Raw genomic sequence first — 17,574 nt, forward strand, 5'->3', positions numbered from 1 at the left:
GTGGCATGGTCGAGCTTACGACCATCGTTGTCCCGCATAGTAATAAGTCAACACGACCGCCCCGGAAAGACGGTGCACCGTACACCGTGTGTCGCCTTATTTATGCGCGGCTTAGTATGAGCGCGGTCCCAACGTGCCCGCCCTGCTGGAGACCACCATCGGCGGCAATCTCGCCGAGACCGCCTCCCGGCACGGACAGCGGGACGCGCTGGTCGACGTGCATGCCGGGCGGCGCTGGAACTACGCCGAATTCGTGCGCGACGTGCGGAGATTGGCGACGGGACTGGTGCGCGCGGGCATCAGGGTGGGTGACCGGGTAGGGATTTGGGCCCCGAATCGGTGGGAGTGGGTACTGGTTCAGTACGCGACCGCAGAAATCGGCGCCATCCTGGTGACCGTGAACCCGGCCTACCGGTCCAGCGAGTTACGTTATGCGCTAAGGCAATCCGGAGTCTGCATGATCATTGCCGCGCCGGGCTTCAAGGACGCGGATTACCGGGCGATATTGGCCGAAGTGACACCTGATTGCCCGGACCTGCGGGAAGCGGTGTTCATCGACAGCGATCGCTGGGACGAGCTGGCCGGTACGCGGGCCGATTTGGCTGCGCTGCAGCAGATCGCGGCGACACTGACCGGTAGTGATCCCGTCAACATCCAATACACCTCTGGCACAACGGGTCATCCGAAAGGCGCAACACTTAGCCACCGCAACATCCTCAACAACGGTTATTTCGTGGGCGAGCTGCTCGACTACACCGCCGACGATCGGATCTGCGTGCCAGCGCCGTTCTATCACTGCTTCGGCATGGTGTTGGGCAATCTGGCGGCCACCAGCCACGGCGCCGCGGTGGTGATCCCGGCACCGGGATTCGACGCTGCCGCCACCCTGCGGGCCGTCGAGGCCGAACGGTGCACCAGCCTCTATGGCGTGCCGACCATGTTCATCGCCGAACTCGGACTGCCCGACTTCGCCGGCTACGACCTCACCAGCCTGCGAACCGGGATCATGGCCGGCTCGACATGCCCGGTCGAGGTGATGCGAACGGTAATGGAACAGATGCACATGCCCGCGATCTCGATCTGCTATGGCATGACGGAAACATCTCCGGTGTCCACCCAGACCCGTACCGATGATTCCCTGGAGCGGCGGGTCAGCACAGTCGGCCGGGTGGGGCCGCATCTGGAGATCAAGGTGGTGGACCCGGTAACCGGGGAGATCGTGCCCCGCGGCCTCCCCGGTGAGTTCTGCACCCGCGGGTATTCGGTGATGGCCGGTTATTGGAATGACCCCGAACGGACCGCAGAAGTGATCGACGCCGACGGCTGGATGCATACCGGAGACCTGGCCGCCATGGACCCATGCGGGTACGTGCAGATCACCGGCCGGATCAAGGACATCGTCATCCGCGGCGGTGAGAACATTTCGCCCCGCGAGATCGAAGAGTTCCTGCACACCCACCCCGACGTCGTCGATGCCCACGTCATCGGCGTGCCCGACGAACGCGTGGGCGAAGAGGTCATGGCGGTGGTCAAGCTGCGGGACGGCGCACCGCAGTTGACCATCGCGCGACTACACGAATTCTGTGCAGGCCGAATCGCCAGGTTCAAGATTCCGCGGTATCTGCGGATCGTCGACGAGTTCCCCGTGACCGTCACCGGCAAGATCCGCAAAGTCGAATTGCGTCAACAGGCAATCGACTACCTGCGAGGTCGAGGGTGAGGACCCGGATGCTGGTTAGCGTCCCTTTACCCGCCGCGCGGGCGATGGTATTGTCATGCCCCGGTTAATGAAGATTAACTGAAGAATCCAGCCGGCCGGACAGCGAGGAGACTCTGCGGGTAATGGACAAGGTGGTGGCTACCGCCGCCGAAGCGGTAGCGGACATAACCGACGGGTCCTCCCTGGCGGTCGGCGGGTTCGGGCTGTGCGGCATCCCGGACGCGTTGATCTCGGCGCTGGTGGACAGCGGTGTAACTGACCTGGAAACGGTGTCGAACAACTGCGGAATCGACGGGGTCGGGTTAGGAGTATTGTTGGAACACAAGAGAATTCGTCGGACCATCTCGTCGTATGTGGGGGAGAACAGGGAGTTCGCTCGGCAATTCCTGGCCGGCGAACTCGAGGTGGAACTCACCCCGCAGGGCACGCTGGCCGAGCGGCTGCGCGCCGGCGGAATGGGCATCCCGGCCTTCTACACGCCGGCCGGCGTGGGCACCCAGATCGCCGACGGCGGGCTGCCGTGGCGCTACGACGCGTCGGGTGCGGTTGCGGTGGTTTCTCCTCCCAAGGAGACTCGCGAGTTCGACGGTGTCACATACGTTTTGGAGCGGGGAATCCGCACCGACTTCGCGCTGGTGCATGCCTGGAAAGGGGACCGGCACGGCAACCTGGTGTACCGCTACGCCGCCGCCAACTTCAACCCCGAGTGCGCGCCCGCGGGGAGGATCACGATTGCCGAGGTGGAACACCTCGTCGAACCGGGTGAGATCGACCCGGCGATGGTGCACACCCCGGGTGTGTTCGTGCAGAAGGTGGTACACGTGCCCAATCCCACCAAGCGGATCGAGAAGGAGACGGTGCGCTGATGACGTGGAGCAGAGACAGGATGGCCGCACGGGTCGCCGCCGAATTCCGGGACGGCCAGTACGTCAACCTCGGCATCGGAATGCCCACCTTGATTCCCAACCACATTCCCGAGGGCGTGACCGTTGTGCTGCACTCCGAAAACGGGATCTTGGGCGTCGGGCCATATCCCAAGCCCGAGGACCTCGATGCCGACCTGATCAACGCCGGCAAGGAGACGGTGACCACGCTGCCGGGCGCGGCGTTCTTCGGCTCGTCGACCTCTTTCGGCATCATCCGCGGCGGCCATCTCGACGTCGCGGTGCTTGGCGCCATGCAGGTTTCGGTCACCGGCGACCTCGCTAACTGGATGATCCCGGGCAAGATGGTCAAAGGCATGGGCGGCGCGATGGACCTGGTGCACGGCGCCCGCAAGGTGATTGTGATGATGGAGCATGCGGCCAAAGACGGCAGTCCCAAGATCGTAGAGCAGTGCACTTTGCCGTTGACCGGTGTGGGCTGCGTGGACCGCATCGTCACGGAATTGGCGGTCATCGATGTCTGCGACGACGGCCTGCATTTGATCGAGACCGCGCCAGACGTGACGGTCGACGAGGTCGTGTCGAGAACCGAACCACGGCTCATATTGCGGGATCTGGTTACCCCGTGACCGCCGTCGCCGCCGCGCCATCCTTCGCCGACGAGCACCGCCGGCTGGTGGCAGAGTTGAACACCAAGCTCGCCACTGCTGCATTGGGCGGCAGCGAACGCGCCCGAGAGCGTCACGTCAGCCGTGGCAAGCTGCTGCCCCGGGAACGGGTGGATCGGCTGCTCGATCCGGGCAGCCCGTTCCTTGAGTTGGCGCCCTTGGCTGCCACCGGGATGTACGACGACGAGTCGCCGGGCGCGGGCATCATCACCGGAATCGGCCGGATATCCGGGCGCGAGTGCGTGATCGTCGCCAACGACGCGACGGTCAAGGGCGGCACCTACTATCCGATCACGGTCAAGAAGCACCTGCGCGCCCAGGAAATCGCGCTGCAGAATCGACTGCCGTGCATCTACCTGGTCGACTCCGGCGGCGCCTTCCTGCCGCGCCAGGACGAGGTGTTTCCCGACCGCGAGCATTTCGGGCGGATCTTCTACAACCAGGCGACCATGAGCGCCAAGGGAATTCCGCAAGTGGCGGCGGTCCTCGGTTCGTGCACGGCCGGCGGCGCCTATGTGCCGGCGATGAGCGACGAGGCCGTCATCGTCCGTGAGCAGGGCACCATCTTCCTGGGCGGTCCGCCACTGGTCAAGGCCGCCACCGGCGAGATCGTCACGGCCGAGGAACTCGGCGGCGGCGACTTACACTCGCGGACATCGGGTGTCACCGACCATCTCGCCGACGACGACGAACATGCGTTGCGGATCGTGCGCTCCATCGCGGCCACCTTCGCGCCCCGCGATCCGGCTCAGTGGGATGTGGCAGGTGCGGTGGCCCCCACATACCCGCAGGCCGAGCTTTACGACGTCGTGCCCCCCGACCCGAGGGTGCCCTATGACGTGCACGAGGTCCTCCTGCGACTGGTCGACGGTAGCGAATTCACGGAATTCAAGGCGAAATACGGCAAGACCTTGGTGACCGCCTTTGCGCGCATCCACGGACACCCGGTCGGTATTGTCGCCAACAACGGCGTATTGTTCAGCGAATCCGCTCTCAAGGGAGCGCATTTCATCGAACTGTGCGACAAGCGCAAGATCCCGTTGCTGTTCCTGCAGAACATCGCCGGTTTCATGGTGGGCCGTGACTACGAAGCCGGCGGTATCGCCAAGCACGGCGCCAAAATGGTCACCGCCGTGGCCTGTGCCCGGGTGCCGAAGCTGACCGTCGTGATCGGTGGATCCTATGGCGCCGGCAACTATTCGATGTGCGGACGGGCGTACTCGCCGCGCTTCTTGTGGATGTGGCCGAATGCGCGGATCTCGGTTATGGGCGGTGAGCAGGCGGCGTCGGTGCTGGCCACCGTCCGCGGCGAGCAGCTGTCCGCGGCCGGCACGCCCTGGTCTGCTGACGATGAGGAGGCGTTCAAGGCGCCGATTCGTGAGCAGTACGAGTACCAGGGCAACCCCTACTATTCGACCGCCCGCCTGTGGGACGACGGCATCATCGACCCGGCCGATACTAGAACTGTTGTCGGGCTTGCTCTTTCGGTGTGCTCTCGGGCACCGCTGGAACCGGTCTCCTACGGCGTCTTCCGGATGTGACGTGATGTTTGACACGGTATTGGTGGCCAACCGCGGCGAGATCGCGGTACGGGTGATCCGCACCCTGCGCCGGCTGGGTATCCGTTCGGTGGCCGTCTACAGTGACCCCGATGCCGGGGCGCGGCATGTGCTGGAGGCCGATCAGGCGGTACGGCTGGGGCCCGCCGCGGCGCGTGAGAGTTACCTGGACATCGACAAGGTGCTCGACGCCGCCGCGCGCACTGGATCGCAGGCGATCCACCCTGGTTACGGATTCCTTTCCGAGAACGCCGATTTCGCGGCGGCCTGTGAGCGTGCCGGGGTCGTCTTCCTCGGGCCGCCGGCGCGGGCGATCGAGGTGATGGGTGACAAGATCACCGCCAAGAACGCGGTCGCCGCCTTCGACGTGCCCGTGGTACCCGGCGTTGCGAAGCCGGGGCTCAGCGACAACGACCTGGTGGCGGCGGCCGACGAGGTTGGCTATCCGGTGCTCATCAAGCCGTCCGCCGGTGGCGGCGGCAAGGGTATGCGGTTGGTCGAGGACCCGTCGCGGCTGCGTGACGCGTTGGTGAGTGCACGTCGCGAAGCAGGCTCCTCCTTCGGTGACGACACGCTGTTCCTGGAGCGATTCGTATTGCGGCCCAGGCATATCGAGGTGCAGGTGCTTGCCGACACGCACGGCAACGTGGTACATCTGGGCGAGCGTGAATGCAGCCTGCAGCGCCGCCATCAGAAGGTCATCGAGGAAGCGCCGTCCGCGCTGCTCGACACGCAGACGCGGGCGCGAATCGGCGCCGCCGCCTGCAACACCGCCCGCAGTGTCGACTACGTCGGCGCCGGAACGGTGGAATTCATCGTCTCCGCCGAACGTCCCGACGAATTCTTCTTCATGGAGATGAACACCCGCCTGCAAGTGGAACACCCGGTAACCGAGGCGGTCACCGGGCTGGATCTCGTCGAGTGGCAGCTACGGGTGGCTGCCGGCGAGAAGCTGCCATTTGCACAGGACGACATCGAACTTTCCGGACATGCGATCGAGGCACGGGTGTACGCCGAGGATCCCGCACGCGGCTTTCTGCCCACCGGCGGGCGGGTGCTGCGGGTAATCGAACCCGCCGGTGCCGGCATACGGGTGGACTCGTCGCTGCTGGCCGGCACGGTGGTCGGCAGTGACTACGACCCGATGCTGAGCAAGGTGATCGCGTACGGGGCCGATCGCGAGCAGGCGCTGGCGCGGCTGGACCAGGCGCTCGCGCACACCGCGGTCCTGGGCGTGCAGACCAACATCGAATTCCTGCGCTTCCTGCTCGCCGACGAGCGGGTGCAGTCCGGGGACTTGGACACCGCACTGCTGGACGAGCGGGTTGCCGACTTTGCGCCGCTGGCGGCGCCCGACGACGTGTTCGCGGCGGGTGGCCTCTACGTGCAGTGGGCGTTGGCTCGCCAAGCTGCGGGCGACCTGTGGGCCGCCCCGAGCGGATGGCGGGTGGGCGGCGGCAGCGCCCCGGTGCGAACCGCGATGCAGACTCCGCTGCGTACCGAGACGGTGTCGGTGTGGGGCTTGCCGGAGGCGGCCCGGGTGCAGGTCGGCGACGGTGAAACTATGGGCGCCAGTGTGCAACTCGAGTGGGACCGGATGAGTGTGACGCTGAACGGGGTGCGCCGTGACCACCGTTGGGCCGAGGCCGACCGGCACCTCTGGATCGCCGACGAGCGCGGAACCTGGCATATCCGCGAGGCCGAAGAGCGCAAGATTCATCGCGCTGCCGGCGAGCGGCAAGCCGAGGTGGTCAGCCCCATGCCCGGCAACGTCATTGCGGTGCAATCTGCCTCCGGCACCGAGGTTGCCGAGGGCGACGTGGTGGTGGTGGTCGAGGCGATGAAGATGGAACACGCGCTCACCGCGCCGGTTTCGGGGCAGCTGGAGGTGCTGGTGTCCGTCGGGGAGCAGGTGAAGGTCGACCAGGTGTTGGCCCGGATCAAGGATCAAGGATCATGACGACAATGATTACCGCGGGAACGCTGCCCAAGGAATATCAAGACCTTCGTGACACGGTGGCCGACTTCGCGCGCAGCGTGGTAGCGCCGGTATCGGCCAAACACGATGAGGAGCACAGCTTCCCGTACGAAGTCGTCGCCAAGATGGGTGAGATGGGGCTGTTCGGCTTGCCGTTCCCCGAGGACTACGGCGGCATGGGCGGCGATTATTTCGCGTTGGCGCTGACGCTGGAAGAACTCGGAAAAGTCGACCAGTCGGTGGCCATCACGTTGGAGGCCGCGGTGGGTCTGGGTGCCATGCCGATTTTCCGGTTCGGCACCGAAGAACAGAAACGCAAGTGGTTACCGGATCTGACCGCCGGCCGTGCGCTGGCCGGTTTCGGACTGACCGAGCCCGGTGCGGGCTCCGACGCGGGCAGCACCCGCACTACCGCTCGCCTCGAGGGGGACGAGTGGATCATCAACGGCAGCAAGCAGTTCATCACCAACTCGGGCACCGACATCACCTCGCTGGTCACCGTCACGGCGGTCACCGGAAGCGTGGCGGACGGCAAGAAGGAGATCTCGACGATCATCGTGCCCAGCGGCACACCGGGATTCACCGTCGAGCCGGTCTACAACAAGGTCGGCTGGAATGCGTCGGACACCCACCCGCTGACGTTCACCGATGCCCGCGTGCCGGCCGAAAACCTGCTGGGCGCCCAGGGAACGGGTTATGCCAACTTCTTGTCCATTCTCGACGAGGGCCGTATCGCAATTGCCGCGCTGGCGACCGGGGCGGCGCAGGGCTGCGTCGACGAGAGCGTCAAGTACGCCAAGGAGCGTCAGTCGTTCGGCCAGCCAATCGGTTCCTATCAGGCGATCAGCTTCAAGATCGCGCGGATGGAAGCCCGGGCCCACGTCGCGCGCACCGCGTACTACGAGGCCGCGGCAAAGATGTTGGCGGGCAAGCCGTTCAAGAAAGAGGCGGCGATCGCCAAGATGATCTCCTCGGAAGCGGCGATGGACAACGCGCGCGACGCCACCCAGATTCACGGCGGCTACGGTTTCATGAACGAATATCCGGTGGCGCGGCACTACCGCGACAGCAAAGTCCTCGAAATCGGTGAGGGCACCACCGAGGTGCAACTAATGCTGATCGCACGATCCCTGGGGCTGTCGTGAGCGGACCGGCCGGCGAGCGTGAACCTGGCGACGCCACATCGGCGGGTCGCGTCGCAGAATCCACAGTCGGCGCAAGGATTGTCCAGAGAGGTTTGTGGTTCGAAGAGTTCGAGATCGGCACCACCTACCTGCACCGGCCCGGACGCACCGTCACCGAGGCAGACAACGTCGTGTTCACCACGCTGACGATGAACACCCAATCGCTGCATCTCGACGCGGCCTGGGCTGCCGAGCAACCGGGTTTCCGCGGTGAGCGGCTGGTGAACTCGATGTTCACCCTGTCGACGATGGTCGGGCTGTCCGTGTCGCAGCTGACGCTTGGCACCATCGTGGCCAACCTGGGCTTCTCGGAGGTGTCGTTTCCCAAGCCGGTTTTTCACGGCGACACCCTGTACGCCGAGACGGTGTGCACGGGCAAGCGCGAGTCCAAAAGCCGTCCCGGCGAAGGCATTGTCACCCTGGAGCACACCGCCCGCAACCAGCACGGCGAGATAGTCGCCCGCGCGGTGCGCACCACCTTGGTCCAAAAACGGCCGGTCGAGGAGGCGCGATGAACCTGCGCGCCGCGGGCCCGGGGTGGCTGTTCTGCCCGGCCGACCGCCCGGAGCGCTTCACCAAGGCCGCCACTGCCGCCGACGTGGTGATCCTCGATCTCGAAGACGGTGTGGCCCAAGCGGAGAAGTCTGCTGCGCGTCAAGCGCTGCGCGACAACCCGCTGGACCCCGAACGCACCGTGGTGCGCATCAACGCGGCCGGTACCGATGAGCAGGTCCGTGACTTGGAGGCCTTGGCCGCCACCGCGTATCAGACGGTGATGCTGCCCAAGGCCGAGTCGGCGGCACAGGTGGCCGCGCTCGCACCGCGCGACGTCATCGCGCTGGTGGAGACGGCGCTCGGTGCGGTACGTGCCGCCGAGATCGGCGATGCCGACGGCACCGTGGGAATGATGTGGGGGGCCGAGGACCTGATCGCCACCCTGGGCGGCATCTCCAGCCGGCGCGCGGACGGCGCCTACCGGGATGTGGCCCGCCACGTGCGGTCAACGATCCTGCTGGCGGCGTCCGCGTTCGGCCGTTTGGCCCTGGATGCCGTGCACCTGGATATCCGCGACGTCGACGGCTTGCAGCAGGAGGCGATCGACGCTGCCACGGTGGGTTTCGACGCGACAGTGTGCATTCACCCGAGCCAGGTCCCGGTGGTGCGCAAGGCGTATCGACCCAGCGACGAGAAGCTTGACTGGGCGCGGCGAGTGCTGGCGGCCTCGCGAAACGAGCGTGGGGTGTTCGCGTTCGAGGGGCAGATGGTCGACTCACCGGTGCTGCGGCACGCGGAAATGCTGTTGCGGCGGGCGGGGGAATCCGCGCTCGGGTGACGACGGCTTTGCTGTCGGCGGTCCCGGGGCGCGGCCGTCGGACCGCGCCCGGCCGCCTCGTCTGACCAGTTGGGGTGCTCCCGACGCGTCCGCACCGGCGCCGCCGATCAGCCCGGTGTCTTCGGATTTGGGAGCATAATGGGAGAAGCGCCAGTGTTGCGGCGATCCGAGCCGAATGTTCAGCCAGCTGCTGACTCCGGCTCGAAGCAGTTGCTGGCTCAGCTTTGCTATTGACCCGCCGCACCACGCGCGCCGACGTGAAGATGCGGCCTGCCCGACGGCATCCTCAACGGCGTGACGGCGTGAGCTGAGGAGGCGGTATGGCTCGCAAGTGTCAGACACCGATGACGGTCGACCTCGAGCCGGTGCAACTCGTAGGCCCAGACGGCACACCGACCGCGGAAGAGCGTTACAGCCGTGATCTGTCCACGGAAACACTGTGCTGGCTCTACGAAATGATGGTGGTCACGCGGGAGCTGGACGACGAGTTCGTCAACCTGCAGCGCCAGGGTGAATTGGCGCTGTTCACACCTTGTCGCGGCCAGGAGGCCGCCCAGGTGGGAGCGGCCGCATGCCTGCGCGCGACCGACTGGTTGTTTCCGCAATACCGCGAATTGGGCGTATACCTGGTGCGCGGCATCCCGCCCGGATACGTGGGCGCCGCATGGCGCGGAAGCTGGCATGGCGGGCTGGAATTCACGACGAAATGCTGCGCTCCGATGTCCGTTCCGGTCGGCACCCAGACATTGCACGCCGTCGGCGCCGCGATGGCCGCCCGACGCCTCGGCGAGGACTCGGTGACTGTCGCCTTCCTGGGCGACGGCGCCACCAGCGAGGGCGACGTCCACGAGGCGCTGAATCTCGCGGGCGTATTCCGGGTGCCGTGCCTGTTCTACGTGCAGAACAACCAGTGGGCGATATCGACGCCAGTCCGAAAGCAGACGGCCGCTGTTTCCATCGCGCACAAGGCAATCGGCTATGGCATGCCCGGCATCCGAGTGGACGGCAACGATGTGCTGGCGTGCTATGCGGTGGTGGCCGAGGCCGCCGCGCGAGCCCGAGCCGGTAACGGTCCCACCCTGATCGAGGCGGTGACCTATCGCCTCGGCCCACACACCACCGCCGACGATCCCACCCGATATCGCGACCAGCAGGAGCTGGATCGGTGGCTGGATCTGGACCCGATTCCGCGCTTTCGGCGCTACCTGCAGGGCCTGGGGCTGTGGTCGCAGAGTCTCGAGGACCGGGTCGCCGCCCATTCGGCGGGGCACCGGGCCGAACTGCGCGATGCCGTGTTTGACGCGCCCGATTTCGACGTCGACGAACTCTTCACCGCGGTCTACGCCCACATCACCCCGGAGTTGGATGCGCAGCGCCGGCAGTTGCGTGCCGAATTGGCGCGGACCGACTAGGGAGGCGTCCATGACTCAGATTGCCGATCGCCCAACCTCCTCGGAAGAAAGGCTGCCGTTGTCGCGGTTAGCCCAACCGCTGGGGCCGACGCCGCAACCGATCACGATGGTGCAAGCGATCAACCGCGCGCTGCATGATGCGATGGCCGCAGACGAGCGGGTGCTGGTTTTCGGTGAAGACGTCGCGACCCAAGGTGGAGTTTTCCGGGTGACCGAGGGATTGGCCGAAACATTTGGCGAAGCCCGTTGTTTCGACACACCGCTGGCGGAGTCCGCGGTGATCGGGATCGCCGTGGGGTTGGCGTTGCGTGGGTTTGTGCCGGTGCCCGAGATTCAGTTCGACGGCTTCACCTACCCGGCGTTCGAACAGATTGTCAGCCATCTGGCGAAGTATCGCTTCCGGACGCGCGGTCAGGTGGACATGCCCGTCACGGTCCGGGTTCCGTCGTTCGGCGGTATCGGCGCGGCCGAACATCATTCGGAGTCCACCGAAACTTATTGGGCCCACACGGCTGGTCTGAAGGTGGTCGTTCCGTCGGAGCCTTCGGATGCCTACTGGCTGTTGCGGCATGCCATCGCGTGCCCGGACCCGGTCATGTACTTGGAGCCGAAGCGCCGGTATTGGACTCGCGGGGTCGTCGATACCGGCCGGCCGGAAGCGCCGATTGGGCAGGCCGGCGTGCGACGGGCTGGTGACGACGTCAGCGTGTTGACCTACGGAGGCTTGGTGGGTACCGCCCTGGCTGCCGCGGATCTGGCTGAGCAGCAATGGGGTTGGAGCCTTGAGATTGTTGATCTGCGTTCACTGGTGCCGTTGGACTTCGCCACGATCGCGGAATCAATCCGCCGTACCGGGCGGTGCGTGGTGATGCACGAGGGGCCCCGAAACGGAGGTTATGGTGCGGAGCTGGCCGCTCGTATCCAGGAAGAGCTGTTCTACGACTTGGAGGCTCCCGTGCTGCGCGCCTGCGGCTTCGATACTCCGTATCCACCGGCACGGTTGGAGAAGGTGTGGCTTCCCGGCCCGGATCGGTTGCTGGACTGCGTGGAGCGGGTTTTGGGGCAGCCATGAACGCCGAACCACAGCGGATCAAGGACTTCCTGGTTCCCGACCTTGGGGAGGGACTCGACGAAGTCACGGTGACGTGCTGGAACGTCTCAGTGGGCGAGGATGTGCAACTCAACCAGACGCTGTGTTCGGTAGAGACCGCCAAGGCGCAGGTAGAGATCCCCAGCCCCTACGCCGGGCGGATCGTCGAGATCGGTGGCGCCGAAGGCGACGTCCTCCAGGTGGGCGCGATGCTAGTGCGCATCGATACCGCGCCCGACCGGGCGATGGCGGCAGCGTCGGTTGGCGATGGCGAGGCCGGTGCACCGATGCTGGTGGGGTATGGGGCCGACGGGGATTTCGACAGCAGCAGGCGAGCCACTCGGCCGTCGCGGCCGCGCGCGGTGCCGTCGGCGCGCAAGCTGGCCAAGGAGTTGGGTGTTGATCTGGCCGCACTGCAGCGTAGGCCGGACGCCGCCCGGGTGATCAGCCGCGCGGACGTGCTTGCCGCAACTCAAGTGTCCGGGATCGACGCGGACGTACGACCGGTGCGTGGTGTGCAGGCCCGGATGGCGGAACGAATGATTTTGTCTCACAAGGAAATCCCCGACGCGCTAGCCAGCGTGCAGGTCGACTGCAGCAGTTTATTGCAGCTGTCTGAGACGCTTCGCGGCGGCCGCGGGGGAGACGTCACGCCATTTGTGCTGTCATTGCGGTTTGTCGTTATCGCTTTGACCCATAACATGATTCTCAATTCGACGTGGGTTGACTCGGCTTCCGGGCCGCAGGTGCATGTCTACCGTCGTGTGCATTTGGGTTTTGCCGTTGCCACCGAGCGGGGACTGCTGGTCCCGGTGATGACCGACGCGCAACGGCTGACCACCCGCGAACTTGCTTGCCGCACAGCCGAATTGATCAGCGGTGCGCGCGAAGGCACGCTCACCCCGGCCGAGTTGAGTGGGTCGACGTTCACCGTGTCGAACTTCGGGGCGTTGGGTGTCGACGACGGTGTGGCGGTGATCAACCATCCTGAAGCGGCCATCCTGGGGATGGGAGCTATCAAGGCGCGGCCGGTGGTCGTCGGCAACGAGATCATCGCCCGGCCGACGATGACATTGACATGCGTCTTCGACCACCGCGTGGCGGACGGCGCCCAGGTGGCCCGGTTCCTGTGCGAACTACGTGACCTGATCGAATCGCCGGCGACAGCTTTGTTGGACCTGTAACGAAAAGTCGGGGGGTTTCGTTATTTCAATCACCAACCCTAATTGGCCGAGCAAACCACATTCGGATTCCAACACGCCGGCAACATCAGGACTCCTGACATAGCTCAGTAATTGGTGTGCGGTCCTCGGTGGCGTTTGACGCTGTAGGACAGGGTCAGGCCGGTGCCGGGGTAGACGGTGTTGGTGTCGTTGAGGACCTGGCAGAGTTGGTCGATCGCGGCCGTGTGACGTGGTGCGGGCAGCGGGTCGAGCCGGATGTGCACGGTGTCGGTGTCGGTGTCGGTGTCGGGGATGATGTCGCCGGAGCCAGCCAGAGCGGTACGGACCAGGGCGTGGGCCTCATCATCGGCGCGGGTGTAGCCGGTGTCGGTGACGATCGCGCGGGCCAGGGATCGGGTCGTGTTGTAGGCCGCGATGCGGATGGCATGGTGGATCAGCTTGGTCTCGGTGTCTAGCTTCGCTTGCTGGCCGGGGTTGACCTGCGCGAGGGGCACTCGGGCGGGGATGGTTTGGTGGGTGGCCAGTGCGGCTTCGGCGGCGTGGGCGTCGGCGTTGATGGCGTTGACCATCGCGTTGGTGAGCACGGTGGTGGCGCCCGGTGGCGGGGTGGATGCCGCCAATAGTTCACGGTCACGGGTGGTTTCGGCCGAATGTAGTGCGCTGCGGGCTTTTTCGACCTGGACGTAGGCGGATTTCTTGGCTGGGTTGGGGACCGTGCGCTTCAGATCGTCGTCGCCGGCGCGGTAGGTGTCATGCGAGTCGAAGTCGAAATGGATACGCGCGTAACGGTAATGGTTCTCCTGGCGCCAGCGTGAACCCATCCGGTAGCGGATTTCGGCGGCGGGCAGGTCGCCGCGGGTGGTCAAGATGTGCATCTGCCGTGTTGCGGCACTGTCGTGCAGGCTGATCTGGCGCATCGCGAACACCTCGCCCGCGCGGGGCCCCTCGGCGATGTCGAGGGTGACCTCGGTGTCGGCGAGCCGCCAGGTGTGGGTGCGGCCATGCTCGTCGGTGTGGCTGCACTGGGCAAAGCACGCCTCGTCGACGTCGGCGGTGTGGCCTTTGCGCCAGGTCAAGGTGTCAAAACCGGCTGCGTGCAGGTCGGCGAACAGCGCCGGCGACCAGCCGCCGCGGTCGAATCCGACCAGCACGCGGCGGTCCTCGCCGACCAGTGTCCGCAGCTCGGGCATCAGCCGGCGCAGTTCGCCGGCTAGTGAGGTGGCCGGTTCGGCCATCACCACTAGCAGCGGATCTCCGGCGGAGTCAGACACCCAGGTTTCCACTGTGGCCGGGGCGGGGAACTTTAACCGCGGCACATGGGTTTTGGCGATTTTGCGGGTGCCTTGATAGGCGCGCACATGCCCATCGACGTAGCACACCGCGGCCTGCTCGGGGCGGGCTTCGACCTGACGGCGTGCCATCGCGGTGATCCAGTCGCCGGCCTTGCCCACCTTGGCCAGCAGCCCGACCTTGCGGCGAATCGTCTTGACCTCCGGTGCCCGGTCCAACCCCAGTACCCGCCCCAGTGCCGCAGGGTCGATGCGGGCTGAGCCCTCGGCGCGGGCTTCGCCTAGCAGGGCGCGAAACACCGCTTCGCACAACATGGTGTCCAGCGAGTAGAACCCGTTGGGCAACTCGCCGTAGATGCTGTGCGCGCACTCGAGCAGACCGGTCGCGGCCAGCGCGGGCAACCCCAGCAACAATCCCGCCAGCGGCACTCGGGCGCACGGCGTGAACACCGGCGGCGCCGAGGCGATTAACCCCAACCGCGCCAACACCCGCTCGGCCTCGCGCGCCGCCGGATTCGCCAACACCGGCACCTCCACCGCCGACGGCCCGACCGCGCAAGCCGTTGCTGCACAATCATCCTCGGCGCCGTCATCGACTTGGGCCTCCGACTCTACGTCGACCTCCTGCTCCTGCTCCTGCTCCTCACCGAGTGGATCGTCGCAACCGGTTGGGGTGCGAGGCTCATCGGACTCAACGTCGGCGGCTGCGGGTCTCAGGGCATTGCGCACACTGCCCTCCGACACCCCGGTGGCGGCGGCGACCGCCCGATACGACGCCCCACCCTCGCGCAGCCGATAAATCGCCGCGACCGTGTCGGCGCTCAGTTTCGACTTGCGCTTGGGGCCCTTGCGTTCCGGCAACAGCCCGGCCACACCCGCATCGGTGAGCGCGGCATCCCAGCGCCGTAGCGTGGCCGGGCGCACCGCGAACGCCTCGGCAACCTGCACCTGGGTGGCGGCCTTGATCCGCACCAGCGACACCGCCGCGAACCGGCGTCCGGCGGGGTCGCCGGGCTCCCAGGCATAGGCCAGGTTGCCATGCACGAACACCCGCCCACCGTCGTCGTCCTCAACGATCGCCGCCGCCGCGCTGACCGGGCTGGCGTCCGCGGGCAACAGCGGAAGCGGCGGCTGTGCGGTCATCACGGCCATCTTCCACCATCCCCGAATTGCGCCTAAATAGCTCTACTCATTATTTCGCACTCGGGCCGCGAACCACTCAACGACACGCCGGAAATCCGCAGATCAAACCACAAATTACCGACCGAACACCGACTCCATGTCAGGAGTCCTGGTGTCGAACTATTCGTCATTGTGAATGCGGCCGAAATGATCGCTTCCGAGTTCTCGGGGTCGGCGGCATGAGTGGTCGAGCCGCTTCACGACCGCTGGTGGACGCCGGACGGCGGCGCTTGGCTGAGATGGCGCCCTGGTTGTCCGCATCGCGCTAGCAAACATCTGAACGGTCAGCAAACGCTGAGCTGACTGGCGCACCGGCACCGTTGGTCTGGGCCGGGGTCAACAGCAAACGAAAATCACCGGAGGTGCGCGATGGGGTCGAGCCGACCACCCACTCAAGTCACGCCTGACACAAAAACAACAAAGGTCACAGCCGGTGCCCCCGGCACGACTCGAACGTGCGACCTAGGGATTAGAAGGCCCTTGCTCTATCCACCTGAGCTACGGAGGCAATGCGCAGGTCAGTCTATCCAAACCGGGATTCAAGATCAGTCCCGGCGACACGACGGATCTGAAAAGTCTTCCGCTACGCCGAAAATCGGTTATGGTGTGAGCCTCGACACACGTACAACACCGGCCGGTAAGCGGCCGTTAACCGCAACGACGCGTGTGCCCGACGTCGAGGGGTGGGCTTTGTTATGTGCATGGCCAGTGTGACTTCGCGGTGCTCACGTGCTGGTGCCGAGGCGTTACGGCAGGGAGCGCAGCTCGCGGCAGACGCCAAAGACACCATCCGGTCCGGTGCGGTGCTGCTTCGGGGTTCGCCGTTCGCGCTCGGTTGGGTCGCGGGTTGGGTGTCCACAGAGTTTCCCTTGCACGTATTGACCGGACATGCGCTGTCTCGGGTGTCGCCCCCGGCGATCGGCCGATTCGGCACCGCCTGGGCGGCGCAGCGAGCGGACCTGGCGCTCACCGCGGCTCTCGAGGAGTCTTTTGGTCCGGACTTCCGTGACCTGGTATCGCACCCGAGTGGGGATCCTTCCGCGTTCACCCGGCGGGGCAGCCTGCTGCCGTCGGGGCCTCGCCGCCGCTACGCTGCCCAGACCTCCGACATTTCCTACGGTCCCGGTGGTCGGGCGCATCTGCTCGACATCTGGCGGCGTCCCGACCTGGCGCCGGGGCGCCGTGCGCCGGTGCTGATCCAGGTTCCCGGGGGTGCGTGGACGGTCAACGGCAAACGTCCGCAGGCGTACACGTTGATGAGCCGGATGGTGGAACTGGGTTGGATCTGTGTGTCGATCAACTACAGCAAAAGCCCACGCTGCAGTTTCCCGGCACACGTCATTGACGTCAAAAGGGCCATCGCCTGGGTCCGTGAGAACATCGGTGACTACGGTGGCGACTCCGACTTCATCGCACTCACCGGCGGGTCAGCCGGCGCGCACCTGGCCTCCTTGGCGGCGCTCACTCCCAACGATCCGATGTTTCAGCCCGGGTTCGAACACGCCGACACGACAGTTCAGGCGGTCGCGCCGTATTACGGGGTGTACGACTTCACCGACTTCGACAACATGCACGAGATGATGCTGCCGTTCCTCGAGCATTTCGTGATGAAGACCCGATATGCCCAAGACCCGGAGCGATTCACCTCGGCTTCACCGATTTCCTATGTGCACCGGGACGCGCCCCCGTTCTTCGTGCTGCACGGCGACAAAGATCCGCTGGCGCCGTGCGCGCAAGCACGGGCCTTCTGTGCGGCATTGCGTGGTGCGGGAGCTGCCACGGTGGCCTACGCCGAGCTCGCCAACGCCCACCACGCTTTCGACATCACCCCGACAGTCCGATCCCGGCTGGCGGCCAATGCCGTCGCTGATTTCCTCGGGGTTGTGTACGGTCGGCGGGCCAGCTCGTTGCTGAGCACGTTGGCCCTGCAGGCGACTCCGGCCAGCTGAACTCACCGGCGCGAGCCGAACTCGTGCGCCACAAGAGGTCGCGCCGCGCGGGTCTCCGGGCACCCGAGCCGACGTGTGGATCCTCACTTTCACCGCCGCTGCAACCGGACTAGCGTTGTGTCTGCATTTCGGTTGACGGTCT

13 protein-coding genes and 1 tRNA gene are annotated in these 17,574 nt (G+C 65.7%); 12 read left to right on the forward strand and 2 right to left on the reverse strand.

Annotated elements, in window-relative coordinates; genetic code table 11:
- Window positions 1-133 precede the first annotated feature (133 nt).
- The 11 genes from CDN38_RS22050 (at window position 134) to CDN38_RS22100 (ending at window position 13,012) form a co-directional block, all read left to right on the forward strand.
- Window positions 134-1,720 (forward strand): AMP-binding protein, encoded by a 1,587-nt coding sequence (locus CDN38_RS22050; RefSeq protein WP_180276371.1) that lies wholly within the window; start codon window positions 134-136, stop codon window positions 1,718-1,720.
- 122 nt (window positions 1,721-1,842) lie between these two features.
- A complete protein-coding gene (locus tag CDN38_RS22055; RefSeq protein ID WP_075512905.1) occupies window positions 1,843-2,586 on the forward strand; it encodes a CoA transferase subunit A in 744 nt (247 codons plus the stop codon).
- Complete coding sequence (locus CDN38_RS22060) at window positions 2,586-3,233, forward strand: CoA transferase subunit B (RefSeq protein WP_075512906.1); 648 nt, start codon at window positions 2,586-2,588, stop codon at window positions 3,231-3,233. The genes CDN38_RS22055 and CDN38_RS22060 overlap by 1 nt, the downstream gene beginning before the upstream one ends.
- Window positions 3,230-4,813 (forward strand): carboxyl transferase domain-containing protein, encoded by a 1,584-nt coding sequence (locus CDN38_RS22065; protein ID WP_075512907.1) that lies wholly within the window; start codon window positions 3,230-3,232, stop codon window positions 4,811-4,813. The genes CDN38_RS22060 and CDN38_RS22065 overlap by 4 nt, the downstream gene beginning before the upstream one ends.
- 4 nt (window positions 4,814-4,817) lie before the next feature.
- Window positions 4,818-6,791, forward strand: a complete 1,974-nt coding sequence (locus CDN38_RS22070) for an acetyl/propionyl/methylcrotonyl-CoA carboxylase subunit alpha (RefSeq protein WP_099319454.1) — start codon at window positions 4,818-4,820, stop codon at window positions 6,789-6,791.
- Complete coding sequence (locus CDN38_RS22075; RefSeq protein WP_075512908.1) at window positions 6,788-7,954, forward strand: acyl-CoA dehydrogenase family protein; 1,167 nt, start codon at window positions 6,788-6,790, stop codon at window positions 7,952-7,954. Before CDN38_RS22070 ends, CDN38_RS22075 begins: the two co-directional genes overlap by 4 nt.
- On the forward strand, window positions 7,951-8,508 hold the full coding sequence (locus tag CDN38_RS22080) for a MaoC family dehydratase (RefSeq protein ID WP_099319175.1): 558 nt from the start codon (window positions 7,951-7,953) through the stop codon (window positions 8,506-8,508). Before CDN38_RS22075 ends, CDN38_RS22080 begins: the two co-directional genes overlap by 4 nt.
- Window positions 8,505-9,326 carry an HpcH/HpaI aldolase/citrate lyase family protein gene (locus CDN38_RS22085; protein WP_075512909.1) on the forward strand — a complete coding sequence of 274 codons (822 nt, stop codon included), beginning with the start codon at window positions 8,505-8,507 and terminating at the stop codon, window positions 9,324-9,326. Before CDN38_RS22080 ends, CDN38_RS22085 begins: the two co-directional genes overlap by 4 nt.
- Before the next feature lie 320 nt (window positions 9,327-9,646).
- The gene (pdhA, locus tag CDN38_RS22090) at window positions 9,647-10,738 is read left to right on the forward strand and encodes a pyruvate dehydrogenase (acetyl-transferring) E1 component subunit alpha (RefSeq protein ID WP_075512910.1); all 1,092 of its coding nucleotides are present in this window, start codon (window positions 9,647-9,649) and stop codon (window positions 10,736-10,738) included.
- A 10-nt stretch (window positions 10,739-10,748) separates the two neighbouring features.
- Complete coding sequence (gene bkdB / locus CDN38_RS22095) at window positions 10,749-11,810, forward strand: 3-methyl-2-oxobutanoate dehydrogenase subunit beta (protein WP_075512911.1); 1,062 nt, start codon at window positions 10,749-10,751, stop codon at window positions 11,808-11,810.
- Entirely contained in the window at window positions 11,807-13,012 is a 1,206-nt protein-coding gene (locus tag CDN38_RS22100) for a dihydrolipoamide acetyltransferase family protein (RefSeq protein WP_075512912.1), read from the forward strand. Before bkdB ends, CDN38_RS22100 begins: the two co-directional genes overlap by 4 nt.
- Before the next feature lie 104 nt (window positions 13,013-13,116).
- Here the strand turns inward: CDN38_RS22100 and CDN38_RS22105 are convergent, their stop codons facing one another.
- Window positions 13,117-15,444 carry a putative transposase gene (locus CDN38_RS22105; RefSeq protein WP_142361313.1) on the reverse strand — a complete coding sequence of 776 codons (2,328 nt, stop codon included), beginning with the start codon at window positions 15,442-15,444 and terminating at the stop codon, window positions 13,117-13,119.
- 473 nt (window positions 15,445-15,917) lie between these two features.
- Window positions 15,918-15,991 (reverse strand) — tRNA-Arg (locus CDN38_RS22110).
- A gap of 187 nt (window positions 15,992-16,178) precedes the next feature.
- Here CDN38_RS22110 and lipQ point away from each other — a divergent pair.
- On the forward strand, window positions 16,179-17,432 hold the full coding sequence (lipQ, locus tag CDN38_RS22115; protein WP_075512914.1) for an esterase LipQ: 1,254 nt from the start codon (window positions 16,179-16,181) through the stop codon (window positions 17,430-17,432).
- The last annotated feature ends 142 nt before the right edge of the window (window positions 17,433-17,574 follow it).

Source organism: Mycobacterium ostraviense, from assembly GCF_002705925.1.
Classification (GTDB): Bacteria; Actinomycetota; Actinomycetes; order Mycobacteriales; family Mycobacteriaceae; genus Mycobacterium; species Mycobacterium ostraviense.

Coding starts and splice junctions, on each gene's coding strand:
- CDN38_RS22085 (WP_075512909.1), top strand. CDS start 8,505: ATGAACCTGCGCGCCGCGGGCCCGGGGTGGCTGTTCTGCCCGGCCGAC.
- CDN38_RS22070 (WP_099319454.1), top strand. CDS start 4,818: ATGTTTGACACGGTATTGGTGGCCAACCGCGGCGAGATCGCGGTACGG.
- CDN38_RS22075 (WP_075512908.1), top strand. CDS start 6,788: ATGACGACAATGATTACCGCGGGAACGCTGCCCAAGGAATATCAAGAC.
- pdhA (WP_075512910.1), top strand. CDS start 9,647: ATGGCTCGCAAGTGTCAGACACCGATGACGGTCGACCTCGAGCCGGTG.
- bkdB (WP_075512911.1), top strand. CDS start 10,749: ATGACTCAGATTGCCGATCGCCCAACCTCCTCGGAAGAAAGGCTGCCG.
- CDN38_RS22055 (WP_075512905.1), top strand. CDS start 1,843: ATGGACAAGGTGGTGGCTACCGCCGCCGAAGCGGTAGCGGACATAACC.
- lipQ (WP_075512914.1), top strand. CDS start 16,179: ATGTGCATGGCCAGTGTGACTTCGCGGTGCTCACGTGCTGGTGCCGAG.
- CDN38_RS22100 (WP_075512912.1), top strand. CDS start 11,807: ATGAACGCCGAACCACAGCGGATCAAGGACTTCCTGGTTCCCGACCTT.
- CDN38_RS22060 (WP_075512906.1), top strand. CDS start 2,586: ATGACGTGGAGCAGAGACAGGATGGCCGCACGGGTCGCCGCCGAATTC.
- CDN38_RS22105 (WP_142361313.1), bottom strand. CDS start 15,444: ATGACCGCACAGCCGCCGCTTCCGCTGTTGCCCGCGGACGCCAGCCCG.